The organism is Methanosarcina subterranea (assembly GCF_055385895.1).
Map to the genome: position 1 here is coordinate 829,079 of NZ_AP042426.1, position 17,274 is coordinate 846,352.

Annotated in this window: 11 protein-coding genes and 3 tRNA genes; 1 reads left to right on the forward strand and 13 read right to left on the reverse strand. The window is 42.4% G+C overall.

Annotated features, from left to right (window positions below; genetic code table 11):
* Positions 1–164: 164 nt before the first annotated feature.
* From pyk to ACZ5A8_RS03695, 5 genes are all read right to left on the reverse strand, one after another.
* Positions 165–1,598 carry a pyruvate kinase gene (gene pyk, locus ACZ5A8_RS03675; protein WP_322225324.1) on the reverse strand — a complete coding sequence of 478 codons (1,434 nt, stop codon included), beginning with the start codon at positions 1,596–1,598 and terminating at the stop codon, positions 165–167.
* Positions 1,599–1,781: 183 nt separating this feature from the next.
* Complete coding sequence (locus ACZ5A8_RS03680; protein WP_464532270.1) at positions 1,782–2,705, reverse strand: aldolase; 924 nt, start codon at positions 2,703–2,705, stop codon at positions 1,782–1,784.
* A 573-nt stretch (positions 2,706–3,278) separates the two neighbouring features.
* Positions 3,279–3,351 (reverse strand) — tRNA-Asn (locus ACZ5A8_RS03685).
* Positions 3,352–3,444: 93 nt separating this feature from the next.
* A tRNA-Ile gene (locus tag ACZ5A8_RS03690) sits at positions 3,445–3,519 on the reverse strand.
* A gap of 110 nt (positions 3,520–3,629) precedes the next feature.
* Positions 3,630–3,702 (reverse strand) — tRNA-Asn (locus tag ACZ5A8_RS03695).
* A 1,048-nt stretch (positions 3,703–4,750) separates the two neighbouring features.
* Here ACZ5A8_RS03695 and ACZ5A8_RS03700 point away from each other — a divergent pair.
* Positions 4,751–4,990 (forward strand): hypothetical protein, encoded by a 240-nt coding sequence (locus ACZ5A8_RS03700; protein WP_464532271.1) that lies wholly within the window; start codon positions 4,751–4,753, stop codon positions 4,988–4,990.
* A 213-nt stretch (positions 4,991–5,203) separates the two neighbouring features.
* On the opposite strand, the gene cobT is transcribed toward ACZ5A8_RS03700, so the two are convergent.
* From cobT to ACZ5A8_RS03740, 8 genes are all read right to left on the reverse strand, one after another.
* Positions 5,204–6,253 (reverse strand): nicotinate mononucleotide-dependent phosphoribosyltransferase CobT, encoded by a 1,050-nt coding sequence (gene cobT, locus ACZ5A8_RS03705; RefSeq protein ID WP_464532273.1) that lies wholly within the window; start codon positions 6,251–6,253, stop codon positions 5,204–5,206.
* Between the two features lie 636 nt (positions 6,254–6,889).
* Positions 6,890–8,332, reverse strand: a complete 1,443-nt coding sequence (gene proS, locus ACZ5A8_RS03710; protein ID WP_464532274.1) for a proline--tRNA ligase — start codon at positions 8,330–8,332, stop codon at positions 6,890–6,892.
* Positions 8,333–8,795: 463 nt separating this feature from the next.
* A complete protein-coding gene (locus ACZ5A8_RS03715; RefSeq protein ID WP_229392371.1) occupies positions 8,796–9,440 on the reverse strand; it encodes a ZPR1 zinc finger domain-containing protein in 645 nt (214 codons plus the stop codon).
* Positions 9,437–9,817, reverse strand: a complete 381-nt coding sequence (locus ACZ5A8_RS03720; protein WP_229392372.1) for a cell division protein SepF — start codon at positions 9,815–9,817, stop codon at positions 9,437–9,439. Before ACZ5A8_RS03720 ends, ACZ5A8_RS03715 begins: the two co-directional genes overlap by 4 nt.
* A 183-nt stretch (positions 9,818–10,000) precedes the next feature.
* On the reverse strand, positions 10,001–10,486 hold the full coding sequence (locus ACZ5A8_RS03725) for an RNA-binding protein (protein WP_229392373.1): 486 nt from the start codon (positions 10,484–10,486) through the stop codon (positions 10,001–10,003).
* Positions 10,487–10,646: 160 nt separating this feature from the next.
* Positions 10,647–11,810: an MFS transporter gene (locus tag ACZ5A8_RS03730; protein ID WP_464532276.1), complete on the reverse strand. Its 1,164-nt coding sequence runs from the start codon at positions 11,808–11,810 to the stop codon at positions 10,647–10,649.
* 253 nt (positions 11,811–12,063) lie between these two features.
* Positions 12,064–13,197 carry an MFS transporter gene (locus ACZ5A8_RS03735; RefSeq protein WP_464532277.1) on the reverse strand — a complete coding sequence of 378 codons (1,134 nt, stop codon included), beginning with the start codon at positions 13,195–13,197 and terminating at the stop codon, positions 12,064–12,066.
* A gap of 1,128 nt (positions 13,198–14,325) precedes the next feature.
* Positions 14,326–16,341 carry a sodium-translocating pyrophosphatase gene (locus ACZ5A8_RS03740; protein ID WP_464532279.1) on the reverse strand — a complete coding sequence of 672 codons (2,016 nt, stop codon included), beginning with the start codon at positions 16,339–16,341 and terminating at the stop codon, positions 14,326–14,328.
* Positions 16,342–17,274: the final 933 nt, after the last annotated feature.

The following is a 17,274-nucleotide window of genomic DNA, read 5'->3' on the forward strand; positions in this document are numbered from 1 at the left end:
CATTATATTTGTATTGTTATTATATTATAAAAATAGTGTTCACATCCGTTTTCTAATATAGGAAAGAATTTTCCGGATAATTGCAGTTTTTAAGCCTGATTTCAGTTTTTTGAAGCTATCTGCCCGATCATAAATTCAGTCAAGGTTAGTCAGGATCTTGAGCATCAGTCAAGGGTGAGAATCTTGAGCATATTTGTGCCTCCGGCTTTTCCGGAAGCGGGCCCCTGGGTTAAAATTACAATATCTCCGCTTTCTGCAAATCCCAGTTCTTTTGTTTTTTCGATGGTCTCATTTTCCCAGCTTTCAATTGTTTCCTTCACAATAACCGGATAAACGCCGTAGGATAGGGAAAGGAACCTGCAGGTTTTGGGGACGCGGCTGAAAGCCAGGATCCATGGGTCGGGGTTAAAGCGTGAGATCCTGCGAGGGGTTGCCCCACTCCTTGTAGGTGTCAGTACGGCTGCTACAGGCAGTTTCTGCAGAGCTTCATAGACCTGGAGGGTGATCACTTCGTCCACTGACATTTCTCTGGAAGTTATGGCTTTGATCATTGTATCGATCCCCCATTTCGTCCGGGAACGCCAGTTTTCAGTTGTCTTTGCAATCTTTGCCATCATCTCGACGGCTTCCACAGGATAATTCCCAACTGCGGTTTCTTCCGAGAGCATGACAGCATCCGTCCCATCAAGGATGGCATTTGCAACATCTGTGGCTTCGGCTCGTGTAGGCCTTATATTGTCGGTCATGGAAGCCAGCATATGGGTTGCGGTAATTACAGGAACTCCCAGGAGCTTTGACCCCTGGATAAGTTCTTTCTGGACTGAAGGGACTTCCTGGATGGGAATCTCGACTCCCAGGTCTCCTCTTGCGACCATAAGGGCGTCGGTTTCTTCAAGAATTTCCTCAATGTTTTCTACAGCCTGCCTGCGTTCTATTTTTGAGACTATGTATACCTGCTTTCCCCTGGACGCAGCAAAATTCCTGACCTTTCGGATATCTTCGGCACTTTCGACAAAAGAGATGCTGAACATATCTATTTCCTCATCAAGGGCAAACTCAAGGATTTTGAAGTCCTTTTCGGTCACCGGGTCAAGGAAAATTTTCGCCCCTGGCAGGTTTAACCCTTTATGGGAATAGAGCTCTCCCCCTATCATAATTTCGCAAAGAACATCGTTTCCCGAGATCTCCAGGCAGCGGAGCTGGATGAACCCGTCACTCAGGTAAATGAGGCTTCCGGGAGATACGCTTTCAGGGAGCTGTTTGTAGTTGACAGGAATACGCTCCTCGTTTCCCGGTGAGTCGTCAACAGTAAGGGTTATCAGATTTCCCTTATGGAGCATAATAGGTTCTTTCTCTAGCTTGCCTATACGGATCTTCGGGCCAGGCAGGTCGGCAAGGATTGCAATTGTCCTGTCCAGTTCTTCTGCGACCTTACGTACGCTTCGGATAACCCTGGCATGGCTCTCGAAATCTCCATGGGAGAAGTTTATCCTTGCCACGTTCATGCCCGCAAGCATAAGCTGCCTGAGAATCTCCTCCGAAGAGGAGGCAGGCCCTATTGTGCAGACGATTTTCGTCTTATGGTCCGGGATTTGCATATTTACACTGCCTTGATATTTAATTCTTTATTCGATGCCGCTTTTATGTTTTCTTGGTTATTCTCTGAGCTCTCCGGTTGCCCCTTTTATCGGTCCCGGATGGAATAGTTTTATTCCTGTTGCCTGTCCGTGTTACAGGATTCTTTAGTTTTTGCGTACAGTTTTATAGGTCTCTACGCCTGCTTATTCACCTTTATAAGTTTTCAGGGCTTCCTCAACGCTTGAGTCTTCAACGGTTATGGCGTAGACAGCGTTACACATGCGAACAGCTTCAGCCAGGGGTTTCTGGTGGATATTTCTTCCGGTTGCGTTCCCCTCGGCTCCGGAGATATGAATCTGGTCATAGAGCTTTTTAAGGAAGGTTTCGGCTTCGTCACTCGTACCGCCAGCGCAAACGACTTTGGTGCGTCCGGCTGCTTTGACGGCTTCCTTGAAAATCTCTGCAGATTTTGCCCCTTCCTTTTTCGGGTAATTGACCTTTACAAAATCGGTTCCGAGGCAGGCCCCTACTCCTGTTGCCCCTGCAATCAGGTGAGGGTCTTTTTCATCTTTTACGGCAGTTCCTCGGGGGTAGATCCAGAGTACGGATAACATTCCATGCTGGTGGGCATCATAAATTACCTGGGCAGCCTGCACGAGCATCTCGGCTTCAAACTCGCTACCAAGGTAGATTGTATACCCAACACCAAGTATATTGAGCCCGCTATTTTCCTTAAACTCGGCTACCTGGTCAGCATCATACCAGAGATTGCTAAAAGGATCAGCTTGCGCTGTTTCAATCAGGTGGGTTTTGGAGTTTACTTTTATAAGATAAGGGATATCCCTGTAATCCATACCGTAGCGAGCAATCAGCCCGAGCTGGGTTGCGAAAACCCCTATTTTTGCCTGAGCTGCAATCCTGAAAAGGTGCTCAGGGTCGGCGTCATCTTCAGGGACTCCCTCTCCAAAAAAGTCGTCATTTAAATGTTCAACCTTCTGGTCTCCAGCAAAAAGCATCAGCCTTCCGCTGCCCTTTGTAATTTCCATGTAGTTTTTCGTGTATGTCTCGCGCATTGTTTTCGGGACATCTAAAGGTACGATTACGTCCTCTTTGTTAATTGAAACCATGTGTATAAACCTCAGTCTGATTGAGTAGCAGTCAACTGGATGTTAGAGTAGTATCAGAATAATTTAGTTAGAAGATACTAGTAATGCCAGAAGTGATTTATTTACTTTATTCATCAGAAGTCATTCATTTACTTTATTCACCGGAAATGATTTATCTACTTTATTCTTTCCCACTATATTTAATAATTTTCTCAGTTAGACTAATGGCATGTTACATCAGGAATTCTCCCCTGTTCAATAATTTCCTGATATCTCCCAATCCTTACTGCTTAGTATGAAAAAACTATTCGATTATGGATTATTAAGCATTTCGGAAAAACTAAAAATCCAGACAATCACCGGTTTGAGTATGAAGAAATAGAATCCAAAGTTCCAGATATAATAATGAAAGAACAAATAATGAAAGAATAAATAATGAAAGAATAAATAATGAAAGAATAAATAATGAAAGAATAAATAATGAAAGAATAAATAATGAAAGAATAAATAATGAAAGAATAAATAATGAAAGAATTATAATATTCAAGGAAATAAATATTAAAAACAAAATATTAAAAAAAGTCCGATTTTTTACGCCGCTTGCAGGGCTCGAACCTACGACATTCTGGTTAACAGCCAGACACTCTACCAACTGAGTTAAAGCGGCTTTCTGATTGGAATATGTTCCATTTTCGATTTTTTACCTTTGAACCTTCTCATACAGGAGATTCTTAAGATATAAGTTTTATGGGTAATTTTATGGGCCTGACCGGATTTGAACCGGTGACCGCTCGGTTATGAGCCGAGCGCTCTAACCTGACTGAGCTACAGGCCCGTTCTGGTTTCTATAACGCTTAGTAGTTTTAGTACGGCTTTAATAATAAACTTTTTGCAAGTGTTTCGATTTTTTCCTGAAAAAACGCTGTGAAATATGCAAAAGTATTACGCCGCTTGCAGGGCTCGAACCTACGACATTCTGGTTAACAGCCAGACACTCTACCAACTGAGTTAAAGCGGCTTATATGATCGGGTGTGTTCTTTTTTACTTACCCTGTCGCGAACATTCCTAAAGCGATAATGGTATTTATATATTTCGCTTCAAACTCTTTTTACAGGCAGCCTTATGGGCACTTATAAAGGATCCGGTGATGTAAATTCTCATTATACCTGGAATCGCATCTTTTTAATCAGCACCTTTATCTTTTTCAGCCCAGTTTAATTAATATTCATTTCACTAACATTCATTTCACTAACCATTAAACCGTCATCTTTGTCCTGTTCACTTAATATTTTTACTAATATTTTCCAGTTGATGCCCGATCGAAACCTGTCTTTATTTAATCCACATTCTTTCAGTGTTTATTCGACAAATATCTTAATTTGATAAACGTTGGATTTAATACCTGTTCAATTGAAGTTTTTTATCTGATTAACATTAGATTTATTACCCATTCAACTAATCTTGGCAGTCCAGTACATTTCTTCTTTTCTCTATTTGTTTCTGCTCTCTTTTTATAGTCTCTATGGGCGACATCCTTTTGCCTTCTGATTACATATATAAATAATTGTTTTCGAGCCAAAACTTATATCCTTTCAGAAATAATATATTTGATACTTGTTGTAACATTGATGCAGCGAGATCGGACAGATCTAATTTTTAAGCAGTATATATTCGGTTAGCTTAAAACGCCTTTATCTGAGGCTCTGTCCGGGGGAATTCAATTAATTTCAGTATAAAGGTCGAAAACGGCTTTTAAATTGTTAATTTCAGGGGTTAGAGGTCAACCGCTTTCTCTGTACTGTTGGGTATCCTATGTCAGGTCGTTTAAAGTGATGTCTGGGAACTCACCGGTTCTATCGGGCTTTGACCACTTAAGCCCTTAGGTTTAAAAATGGAAACTCAAGGGGGTTTATTCACGAAACATCTGAAAATATGTCCAAAATGCCATGGCAAACTGAAAATGAGCTTAGACGGCAAGACTCAGTACTGTAATATTTGCAGGTACTGGACAAAAATAGGCACTGCAAGGCTCGATTCAATCATGATTTATGAATGAGGAATCTCAATGGAAAATTTCAGTATTCATAAGTTTTGCGGTGCATGTGAGACCAGGCTAAAACGCCAGGTAATGGGTTCGAATATTTTCTACTATTGCCGGAATTGTGGGCGTGTGAGTTCGGAAGCATGTTTGTCAGGGGGAGTTGATGTGCTTCATGTCCAGAAATCGCTGTCTGCCCACAGGGTATCTTCCACCACTGATCTTAAGCTTTCTGAAGACACCCGAAATGCTATAGTAGGGACTTAATCTGGAGACAAAGGAGTTTAACTTTAGAGAATCGGGAAAAAAATTGCTCTTTTAAAAATGAGCCTGAAAAGGCTCTTACTTTCTCTTTTTAATTTTATCTTTTTTGTTTTTAATTTTTTGTCTGTTATTTGAAAAAATAAAGGAAAAATCAACTCATTTGTTGAATAAACATTAATTTCCGCAAAAAAGCGGTTTAAAATTGGTTTTCTTTCTTCAGTGTCCCGCTTTGAGAAGTTTACAGACATTTTCCACTTCGGCTCTGAACTGGTCCTGGGTAATCCCGAAAAGGCCTGCAAGATACATGGCTCCGCCTGCACCTGCACCTTCTTTTATAGTGCCATTCTCATACCTGTGAAGCCCTTTAAGGCTTGACTTGCCGAAACCAGGGTCTGCAACGTACACTACAGGTACCCCAAGAGTTCTGGTCAGCTCAATGAAATTTGCGGATTTATCTTCCACTACATAGCGTGTGGTTGCGATAGCGAGCTTTTCCGTATTGAAGCCCAGGTGTTTAATCAGGGCGTAAACTGCTGCCATCTGAGTCCCACCGGCAAGGACAACACTGGTTTCAGTGCCCTGGAAGCCTGCAACAAGGCCTACGACTGCAGGCATCATAGGATCTCCCATACAGGCAATAGCTTTCATGGGGTCGTCTTTCAGGCAGCCAAATGTAAGACCTGAGGCTTTCATTCCCTCTTCAACAACCTGTTTTTTAAGCTCAAGGGGATTTTCATCTGCGCTACTGCTAACATTTCCATTATATCCGAGCGCCATTAAAACTCCCATTGCCGTTGTTGTGCCTCCGGGGATGCTCTCTCCGATAATTACCTGATCTACCTGGTTTCTGAGCCTCTTGGCAAGGAATTTTGCTCTCTCGTAGATGCCCTGCACGTCTCTTACTGCAATCGACTTTCGGATATCCTCTCCGGGCCTTGCTTTAAGGTCAATACACGGGACCTCCGGCGTTACTATTAAGCCGGAATTTATGAAATGATAGGGAACGTCAGTAAGCTTTAGCGCCGAACGGGTCATAATTGCAGGGGTTGGGGTGTCATAAGGAGGAGTCATGGGAAGCACCGGTACACTGATAATGTTTCCTGTTTCCATAAGTTCCGCATCCCCTGCAGGCGTATAGTCCGTAAGTTCAGCTGTTTTCCCTGCTGCTGAGAGTTTGGGTATATGTGCTGTTTTTGTGCTGGAAAGTATGCACAAAAACATCGGTTTTTTAGGCTTTTTCATTACTTCCGGTTCTATCCAGGCCATTCATATCTCCTCTATGAAATTAACACAGATAAGTCCATATATCGTAAATAAGTCTATAAGTCACGGATAAGTCTGTGGATAATTCTCAAACTTTTTTCCGGAATGGATTTCGTATAAATAAGCTAGTTCCATGCATAAATTGAGATAAATTGATGTAAATTTCCTCGAAGTCCAGTGAAGAATTCTTCTACTTAGTATTTAATATTTATCGGCACTCAATTATATTTTAATTATACTCAAATTAACTTTACTTTCTTTTGCCCAAATACCAGGACCAGTTGATTAGTCTACAAGGAACATATGATAAAGATCAGTTGTGTAAAGGTATAAGGATATTTCATGTATCTATTTTGTACTGAAGCCGGGCAGTTATAATATGTTAGTTAGTGGAGGTTAATGCCCTGAAAATAAACCTTCCCGGGAAGGGCTGCCAGTTTTTTTTTGAAAAAAATAGAAAATGACCGTCTGAAGGGATTTTCTCTATGCATTTATCCTTATGATTATCTTATGCATCTATTCTTATGTTTTAAAACCCGGATTCTTTAAGGTAAATCGTATAAAAGAAAAAACCAGAAATATGAGGCGCAGCTGCCCCATATTTTCCTGCTAATATTTATGAAATGATGTTTGCCTGGCTCAGTATGTTCTTGCAACGTAAACGCGGGTCTCTGTTTCTTCTCCGCAGGAAGGACATTTTTCCTTTCCTTTTCCTCTGGGGGTGAGGGGAATTCCAAGGATACCTGCCCCTATCCGGTCTTCCATTGCAAGTCCGCACTCTCTTTTGCCGCACCAGGGGATTGTTGCAACTCCTTTCTGAATCTTTTCCTTTACTTCATCAAGTTCGGTGCAGTCAAAGATACGGCTTTCGAGTCCAGACTCAGCTTTTTCATAAAGGCTTTTCTGGATTGCCTCAAATTTCAGGCGAACTCCGGTCTCGATCTCGGAAAGAGGGATCTGTTCCTTTTCCCCTGTATCTCTCCTGACAGTGACCGCAACACTATTTTCCAGGTCTCGGGGACCGATTTCAATCCTGAGGGGTACGCCTTTCATCTCCCATTTGTAATACTTTGCTCCGGGACGCAGGTCACTTGCATCGATATCTACCCTGATACCTATTTTCTTCAGGCGCTCCTGGACATCCCTGCAGGCTGCAAGCACTTCTTCTGCCCCTTTCTTGAATATGATCGGTATAATGACTGCCTGTACAGGTGCTATTTCGGGAGGCAGGATGAGCCCTTTGTCATCTCCGTGGATGGAAATCGTGGCTGCAATGCATCTCTCTGAAATCCCGTAACATGTCTGGTGAGCATAGCGCTGTTCGCCGTCAGGAGCCTCGTACTTGATATCGAAGGTCTTTGCAAAGTTGTCGCCAAGGTGGTGGACAGTTCCTATCTGGAGTGTCTTCCCGTCAGGCATCACGGCATCAATAGCATCGGTGTAGTCTGCGCCAGGGAACTTATCCCAGTCAGGTCTCCTTGAGCGGAGCACAGGGACTCCCAGCCTGCAGTATATCTCGGTATATAGCCCAATAGCTTCCTTTACCTGAGCCTCTGCGTCTTCCCAGGTGGCGTGCACTGTATGGGCTTCTTTAAAGGAAGTGATTTCCCTGAGTCTTATCAGAGGGCGGGTGTGTTTTGTCTCATACCGGAAGGTATTGACTATCTGATAGAGTTTGAGAGGAAAGTCTGCATGAGACCTGACCCACATTTTGTACATCGGATATATTGCAGTCTCACTTGTGGGACGGAGAGCAAGGGGTATGTCAAGAGGGTCTTTTCCTCCATGGGTAACCCAGTATACCTCATTCTCAAAGCCTTTGATATGCTCGGCTTCTTTCATGAACTCATTTTCGGGGATAAGCAGAGGGAAGAGAGTTTCCTGGTGTCCGCTATTGTCAAGAATTTCCCTTATGATATTGTAGGTATTCCTCCTTATGGCAAAACCGAAGGGGTACCAGACGTAAAGTCCCTTTACAGGGTAGCGGACATCCATTATTTCTGCCATCCACAGGAGTTCATTATACCAATCACTGAATTCCTCTTTTGGAGGGAGTGCTGCTTCTTTTTCGCTTTCTGCCATACCTTCACCGTATTATTGTGATTTCAGTTAATTCTTATGATAACCCTATCTGAAACTAGTTAATCCAGCATAATGACTTCATCTATTACCTTATAACGGGATGTTGTCAGGTTATATGTCAGGTCATATAGAGGTGCTGTTACTTATTACGAGATTATTGTTTCATAATGGGATGATGTTGCTATCTTATATAATAGAACTAAGGGTTGGGCTTCCTGGCGGCGTAACGACCCTAGCCGCAGGCACATTGTATTTTTCAACCCGTCACCTATCCGGAAGGCTCTGCTCATGGCTTTTCCGGTTTTGCACTCTGTGCGGCATATTCCTGCTGCTCCGTTTCAGTAGAAAAAATACATGTGCAGCCCTTGACGTGCTTGCCTTTATTGAAATAAAAGTAAATAACTATATGGGGTCCATCCCCCGAAATCCTGGCCGCGCTGTTACTAAAAATCGGAAAAAAGAATTAATCTCCTCCGAGGGGTTGGACGTTATCCGAAGTATCATGTTCAAGTTCGGATTTATCAACATCGAAAACTATCATGCCGGTGTTTAGCTTCTCAGCCTCTTCTTTTGAGAGACTTGTAGCAACAGCCTTTTTTGAAATTATTGCGCTGTTCCCGAGTGGGTCTTCAATAATGACTGTAATTTTTCTCTTGCTTTCCATCACTTCATTGAGCATGCACAGGAGTTCCTGGCTGCGGGCGAACTTCTCTTCATCCTCCTGCACCCATTTGCTGGCGGTCATAAGGACATTCTGGACCCTCTGCAGCACACCTTCGATGTTCGTTATATACGAATCAGAAACCGTGCCGGGCTCTACAGCAATCCCCATTTCCGGAATGCGAATTGTTCCTGAAGTTGAGCGGATGACTCTTGCATTCAGGTCTTCCTGGCTCTCTACTGACAGCTCGTAGCGCATGGGCTCCTTACTGGAGAGGATCATAGTATCTGCAAAACGGAAAGTGCACTCGCATCTTGCAGTTATGTACATGATCTCACCGAAGTAGGGGATATTATCTCTCTGCCACTTCATTACAAGGTCGCTCTGACACAGAGGGCAGGAGATCCTTGTCTCAAAGTTTTCATTCTTAAAATAATCCTGATTCAATATTTTCCACCAATAATCTTTGATCTGTCGATTTTAATGCCAGTAGGAGTTACAATCACAGTGTTTCCTTTGACGCCTGCAATATCTCCATGGACATCGACAACAACATCTTTCAGCTCTTTTAAAACCCTGTCCCTTAGCAGGTCATCGCCTCTGATGTTTGAGATATCAACCATAAGGATGTTTCCGTTGTAAATTTCCTGCTTGAGTGCGGAAACCTGGTTGATGCTTGATACTTCTGCAATTTTTACGTAAGTCTCTGCAGGCTCGTCCTCCATGACTTCTTCATATTTACTGAGGTCTATTTCAGTGTAATCTTCGGCACTGGTTGAACTTTTTACACTGCCGCCAAGGATTTTGTCTATGAGTTTTGCCATTTATGCACGCCTTTTGTATTTTTTTAAATTTGGATAGTACTGTCCTATATTGGAATCTATATTAATTAATTTTGCTATTATAAAGCCACACTGGTTTCCAGCTTCTGTTCAGAAGTTTTTCCGTTTACTGCAGAACAATTCATTCCTGAACAGAGTACCGCTCTACAGGCATTCTTAGTACTCTTATAACTCAAAATTCCAGATTTTATCCCCTACATGGGATATTGACTTTATGGCTTTTCCCGAATCTGCATCAACCATCTGTTGCCCCTCCATAAGGGCTTTTCCTATTGCAAGAGGTTTTCTGTGAGTTTCTTCTACTACAATCACAAAGTCCCCTTCTTTTATTTCATGGTCAGCTTCCACGATTCCGGGGGCCATAATGTCCGCTCCGTTTGAAACAAAACGAATTGCTCCTTTGTCTACAATAACAAGACGTTTTTGCAGCCCCATCTCAAGAGCTCCGCGGACCGTAGGGAAAAGATGCCCCTCTATTTCAAACAGAAGAGGCCTGCCTTCCACAAGGATAAGGGAATATTCATCCAGGGTAACCTTTTCGAGAGTCTTGTTTTCCAGCTCTATCATCTCTTCACCGAAGGCGGACTCAAGATCTTTTAGCATCTTAATCTTTGCATTTTTCCTCAGCTGAACTCTTGACTTTACTTTCAATTAATCACCTGATTTCAAAAAGTTGCGGTTATTCATAGGATAGGGTTTTTGAGCCTTTTAAATCTTGTGTGGGGGCTCATATGCGATTTTTCCCGAAGACTTAATCTCTCTGTATGTTTTTTATTCATTGCTCCTGGCTTCTGCTCAACGTATTAGGTTTTTATTCAATTTTTATAAAAAGTATCATAAGAAGCGCCAGAGAACTTCCGAGAAATACTGTTTCATAGCCTAAAGGCTCTATAAATAAACTTCCAAAAACCGGTATCAGCCCGAGACCTGCATAAATTCCTGTATTAAATAGCCCCATTGCAACCCCGCTCGAGCTGATTCTGGATACGGCAGCAACGAGGCCTATGACTGCAGCCCCTCCTCCTGCACCGATAAGGAAGAATGCCAGCAGAGGTGCTTTTACAGAGAGCAGAATCCCTGCAGCTGTAAGGATTACTCCTGCTCTTACTATGCTTTTATAATCCGCCCTGGTCCTTCCTGCAGCAAGGGAGCTTAACATTGCAGCCACGTATGAGGCAGAAATTGCAAGACCCAGCTCCGGTTTTGTTAGGAAGCCTGCACTGTAGTCCGCGTAATTTGAAGTCAACAGGCCTGTGGCTCCGTAGAGGAGAACTGAGATTCCCCAAAGTTTCCAGAAGCCGCTTTCAAAAAAGGCTTTTCCGGATTTTTCCAGATACTCGCCGGGTTTGAGAGTCACCTGGTCTTCAGATTCCTCTCCTGAAGAGTCTCTAATATCTGAGGCGCCGGATTTTTCCTTTTTCCTGCCAGAGTTATCCGAATACATCAATTTCCAGGCTTCCCGAAGAAAGAGGGCAAAAGAAAAGCCTGCAAGTAAAGTAAAGATGCTTATTGCAGTCTTGATCCCCAGTTCTGCAAGCATACCTGAAAAAAAAACTCCTGCAGCCAGTCCGGCATTTAACAGGAAATTAAATTCTCCAAGGCTTTGCTGGCGGTCTTTCCATTCCGAAAGCATGGAAAAAGCAGCAGGAAAAAAAGCCCCGCAGCCCAGGCCTTCTACGAAGCGTGAGATGCCAAGAACCCACAGGTCATCGGAAAAGGAAATAAAAAGTCCTGAAATAACAGTAAGTGTGATTCCCAGCCCTGCTACTTTCAGGTTTCCTATCCTGTCCGCAAGGATCCCGAAAGGGAGCAGAGTGAGCAGGGCTCCTATAAAATATCCGGAATAAAGCAAGCTTGAGATGGCAGGGCTTGCGTTTCCCTCTCCTGCAAGCTCAGGAAGGACAGGGATTGCTGCATTTGAAAGACCCTGAATAGCAAAGACTGAAGAGTAAAGTATGAGTTTTTTCGAGTTCATGAGTTTTTCGGTTGTATATTTTTGCCAGTAATTCGGTCTTCTGTAATCGATTATTTAATTTTTGCAATCGATTTTTTCCGCAATTTGATTTTTTAGCAGGCTTCCTATTTTCTGATTTTCCTGGGACCGAATTCTTTCGGATCCTTATTATGAATTTTTTCTTTTTTTACTGATGTCTTTATTTTTTTACTTGATATCTTTTTTACTTGAATCCTTGCTTGTGCCAACTCTTATTTGCTCTGGGTCCTGTTTTTCAGTCTTTCAATAGAAGAGTTCCTGCGAGAATACATCCGTTTGCGATAAATAACTTCTCAAAAGTCAGGACCTCTGTAAGGAGCCCTGCAGCAATCGGAAGCAGAGAAAGTCCTGCATATATGGTTGTGTTAAAGAGTCCCATGGCAAGACCTCTGTCTGCATCCATTCTTGCAACAGCAAGGGCAAAACCTACCATTGCAACTCCTGATCCGCCTCCAAGGCTTGAGAAGCCCAGGAAGGGGTGATTGATAGCAAAAAAGGCCCCAAGGGCAGAAAAAACCAATCCTATCCAGATTACGGTTTTTTCCTTTACGACAAAACGCCCAACCAGAAGAGAAGTGACCATGGCGCAGATATAGAGGCTTGCAATAGCGCTTCCAAGCTGGGCTTTTGTTAAAACTCCAAGACTATAGTCCGGATAGTAGGCTATGAGAACCCCGATAGCTCCGTTAAGAATGAAAGAACTCAGCCATATCACTGAATTGTGACGGTTAAGGAGCCCTGCAACTTCCCTAAAAGAATGTTTGAAATAATTTTTATGAGAGCTCGGGCCTGACAGCAAACCCGATTTCTCACCTGTTTCTTTTGGATTAATAAGCTCCTTATAGCTGGGAAGAAGAGGGATAACCGAAAGCAGAGATAAAAAAGTGAAAATAAGGACAGCGCCTTTGAGGAATATTTCTGCCAGTAACCCTGAGAATAGAGCTCCTGCAGCCAGTCCTGCATTGAAAAGAAAGGTAAATTCTCCCATGCGGCGTCCGGGGTCTTTGCACTTTGAAAGTGTAGAAAATGCTGCGGGAAAAAAAGCTCCGCAGGCAGAACCTTCAACAAACCTGGCAATTAAAAGAGCCCAGAGGTTTTCGGAGAAAAGGATAATCAGCCCTGAAATGACTGTAAGGACAATACCAAGTCCTATGAATCTGAAATTTCCGAACCTATCAGCCAGAATCCCGAACGGGAGCATTGTTGCAAGGGCTCCCAGAAAGTACCCTGAAAAGAGCAGGCTTGATGCGAGTTCCCCATACGTACTGTGGTAATGGGCTGCAAGTTCCGGAAGGATAGGTATTACAGCATTGGAGAGCCCCATAATTGCAAAAACTGCAACATAAATTAAACGCCTGTCAGGGTTCATAAAACTAAAAACCCGCAATCTCGTATAAGTTTCTTATTGTGGTGTTCTTTCAGAGCCTGTTACTTAGAGTGTGTTACCTCTTTTTGAATGTCCTGCGGGTTTTTCTCTTGGACAGGCACAAAATATATATGCAAAACGTAGAATTCAAAATAGTGTTCTGGCATGATATTTTTGATATTATATTAGACTGGAATGAAATGCATAGCTATTTATATAATTAATTTGAATAGGTGTTATTGTGAGTAATGTGAGCGGGAAACTTTTTTCACATACCATACCCCCCACTCCCCATATGACCCCCCACTCCCCAACCCGCTCACACTACTTCTAATTATCCAGCATTTTTTTATCTATTTCTTCCTTTTTTGTCTATTTATGCCAGATCAAATTTTTTCTGTTGCTTCAGCGGATTTTTCAGCGGGGGCTTCCTGACTTTTTCGGTTTTTACTATGTTGCAGTGATTCAGTAATTTGTTTCTTGTTATGCATTGTGATATGGGGTTATAATAAGGCTCTTTACCTGGTAATCTAACCCTCGGATTATTTTAGTCAAGAACTATCTATTAAGTCTAAACTTTCAGCGAATTTTACTACAATTAATTTTTCCTATTTAAGAACAATGAAATTACTTGCTTATTATCTTTTCTATTTTTATCTTTCTGTTCCGTACTCATTAAAGTCTCATTATTTCCTTTTTTCGTTATTCGTTTCTTTATAAAATGCCTTATGAATGTTTTAATCTCAAAACAAATTAATTCTGTTTTGTAAGAAGCAAATTACTTATAAATGTAAAATTCTTGGAGGGTCACTATTTGACTATAAAATAACAAACATAAAATTGTATGAAACTGATAATTTTTGCAGGAAACTTATGGAATAAAAGTAAAATTAATCCCGGATTCTACTTATTGAAATTAAGTAGTTATGTAAAAGTTGAGTATGCTATAAAAGTTGAGTATTCTATGATAACAGCCTCAAAGCACAGACAAGCCCTAGAGATGTAGAAAACAGAACTGAAAACCGGTAAATATTAATTAATATAATATAAATGATAATACATCATAAAAAAGTAATATGTGAAATTGGGGGATGAATCCCGGTTTAAGGGATTCCGGATCCTTCTTTTTCCTTAAAATAGGCCGCTGTGAATTATAAGGGATGAGAAGAGAATTGCCACCATGTTCACAACTTTAATCAGGGCGTTAAGGGCAGGTCCAGCAGTGTCTTTGAAAGGGTCGCCTACAGTATCCCCGACGACTGCAGCTTTATGAGCTTCTGAGCCTCTTCCGCCGTAATTTCCATCTTCAATCAGTTTTTTTGCATTGTCCCAGGCTCCTCCTCCATTATCCATCATGAGGGCGAGCATAAACCCGACTATAATAAGTCCGATGAGAAATCCTGCAAGTGCTTTCGGGCCAAGGATGAACCCTACAAGCAGAGGCACGATTACTGCAAGGAAGCCGGGCATTGCCATCTCATGGAGGGCTGCTTTTGTCACGATGTCAACACAGCGCCCGTATTCCGGCTTTGCGGTCCCTTCCATAATGCCAGGGATCTCTCTGAACTGCCTGCGGACTTCATTTACGACTTCAAAAGCAGCTTTTCCTACTGCACTCATTGTAACTGCACTGAACACGAAAGGCAGGAGGGCTCCGAGAAGAAGCCCTGCGAGCACCACCGGATCATCGAGGTTCAGGGACTGCCCCTGAAGGTTTACCTTGCTGCGGTAGTGTGCAAATAGGGCGAGTGCACCCAGAGCTGCCGAACCTATGGCGTATCCCTTGGTAACAGCCTTTGTAGTATTCCCCACTGCATCAAGGGCATCCGTAACTTTTCTGACCTGAGCCGGAAGATTTGCCATCTGGGCAATTCCTCCTGCATTGTCTGTAATGGGGCCGTAAGAGTCCAGAGCAATTATCATGCCTGTGGTTGAGAGCATTGCAACGGCTGCAATGGCAATTCCGTAAAGCCCTATCCCGGCGTCTGCAGCTCCCCCTACAATAAAGTATGAAGTTAGTATGCCTACCACAATTATTACGGTAGGTACGAGCGTGCTTTCAAAACCTATTGATAATCCTGAAATAATATTGGTTGCAGCCCCTGTTTCTGAAGAGGATGCAATTGTCTTTACCGGTCTGTAGCTTGTAGAAGTATAATATTCCGTAATCATCACCATAAGCACTGTGATAATGATACCTACGAGAGTAGCATAAAAAAGCCTTATATCTCCCATAAGGGAATCGGTTACGAAATAGAAAGCAATCAAACTGATAATTGCAGAGCCACCTACACCTTTGTAGAGAGCCTGCATAATCTTCCCTTCTTTTCCTATTTTCACAAAGAAGACAGATATAATTGATGCAAAAATTGCGACAGAACCAAGTATCAGCGGATAGAGTATAGCATTTTCGTAAGTGCCGGTAATGAGGGAACCGAGGAGCATGGCAGCCAGAGAAGTAACCACATATGTCTCAAAGAGGTCTGCCCCCATACCTGCACAATCTCCCACATTGTCACCTACATTGTCAGCAATAACTCCTGCGTTCCTGGGGTCATCTTCGGGAATTCCGGCTTCTATCTTACCTACAAGGTCGGCACCGACATCAGCAGCTTTTGTAAAGATTCCTCCGCCAACCCTGGCAAAGAGGCTGATAAGGCTAGCTCCGAAACCAAATCCTACAACCAGGTCAACATCCCCATACAGGATGTAAAAGCCACTTGTCCCGAGCAGTGCAAGCCCTACCACTGCAAGTCCTGTCACAGCCCCCCCGCGGAATGCAACTGACATGGCTTTCTCAAGCCCGCTTGATGCAGCATGAGCGGTCCGGACGTTTGCCCTGACTGAAACGCTCATCCCTATATAACCGGCAGCAGCCGAACTTATGGCCCCTGCAAGGAACCCGATGGCGATTTTCAGCCCATTATCAAGCAAAACGAGAATCAGGAACGAAAGAATGATTGAAACTATTGCAATCGTTTTGTACTGACGATTTAGATAAGCCATGGCCCCTTCCTGAATCGCTCCGGCTATTTCCTGCATTTTCTCATTGCCGGTATCTTCCTTCAGGATGCTTTTTGCGAAAAAAGCAGCGAAGACCAGACTTATAATGCCTGCTAAAGGAGCAATAAATATTAAACCTTCCATAAATTTCCTATCCTTTGGTTTTGATACCCGTTCACATTAACATATTTTTATAATCCCTTCAAGACTTCCTATCCTTTAGCGTCGATTTCCCTCTCATTATTTACCTTTCATCTACCTTAATACATTCATACATGTATTTCTTTGAAATTTATCATGATTTTAAGTATCAATTTAGTATTACTTTCAAGTATAATCTTTAATTGTCAAAGCCTCATTTTTGACGAAAGCGTAAATAGTTATTTTTTATATAAACTTTTGTGCCATTTTGCCTTATGGAAGGTTTATTTGCTCCTTACAATACGACAATTTTTCTTCCCTAAATAGTGATAAACAGAACTCGAATCTCCAGTATATGGAGTGTATTTGAAGGCAAAAAGAAGGTCGGACTAAGACTTTACTCAATATGGTCTCCGGAAATACCTTTGATTATTGTCCCGTGTTCTTTCCGGTACTTCTTTCGACACTCTCAGTTTTGTCTCTGATTCTGTAAACAGATAGTAGACAAGAATGGAAATGAGAATGAACAGACTGTTTTTTCATTCTGCTCGCCATTAGATATTTATTTATTCTATTAACAAGGTAATAAGTTGCCGTATTCCTCCATCATTGAGAGAGGGGACCCTGGTTTTTTGCCTTGAGGGAATTGGGCAGGGACCAGACATGATCAGGGGCCGTTCAACCTTTAAAGGTCTCATGCATCAGTAAGAGCTGTCTAATCAGGATGAATCGCCTGAATAATACAAGCATTCAACCAGCAAAAGTCGTTTAAATCACAGGAGCTATCTAAAAAACAAATCTATAACAAAAAAAGAAGGCGAAGTACCAGTCTATATCAGTCTATGGGACAGGCAGAATATAACTGTTGAGTAGATTTATATAAGATTGTAGCAACGTGTCTATCCGCAATGAAAATTTTTTGTTGTGTAGGAGCTG

Excerpts from the sequence above, each read along its gene's own strand:
- pyk (WP_322225324.1), bottom strand. The coding sequence starts at position 1,598 with ATGCAAATCCCGGACCATAAGACGAAAATCGTCTGCACAATAGGGCCT.
- ACZ5A8_RS03680 (WP_464532270.1), bottom strand. The coding sequence starts at position 2,705 with ATGGTTTCAATTAACAAAGAGGACGTAATCGTACCTTTAGATGTCCCG.
- ACZ5A8_RS03700 (WP_464532271.1), top strand. The coding sequence starts at position 4,751 with ATGGAAAATTTCAGTATTCATAAGTTTTGCGGTGCATGTGAGACCAGG.
- cobT (WP_464532273.1), bottom strand. The coding sequence starts at position 6,253 with ATGGCCTGGATAGAACCGGAAGTAATGAAAAAGCCTAAAAAACCGATG.
- proS (WP_464532274.1), bottom strand. The coding sequence starts at position 8,332 with ATGGCAGAAAGCGAAAAAGAAGCAGCACTCCCTCCAAAAGAGGAATTC.
- ACZ5A8_RS03720 (WP_229392372.1), bottom strand. The coding sequence starts at position 9,817 with ATGGCAAAACTCATAGACAAAATCCTTGGCGGCAGTGTAAAAAGTTCA.
- ACZ5A8_RS03730 (WP_464532276.1), bottom strand. The coding sequence starts at position 11,810 with ATGAACTCGAAAAAACTCATACTTTACTCTTCAGTCTTTGCTATTCAG.
- ACZ5A8_RS03735 (WP_464532277.1), bottom strand. The coding sequence starts at position 13,197 with ATGAACCCTGACAGGCGTTTAATTTATGTTGCAGTTTTTGCAATTATG.
- ACZ5A8_RS03740 (WP_464532279.1), bottom strand. The coding sequence starts at position 16,341 with ATGGAAGGTTTAATATTTATTGCTCCTTTAGCAGGCATTATAAGTCTG.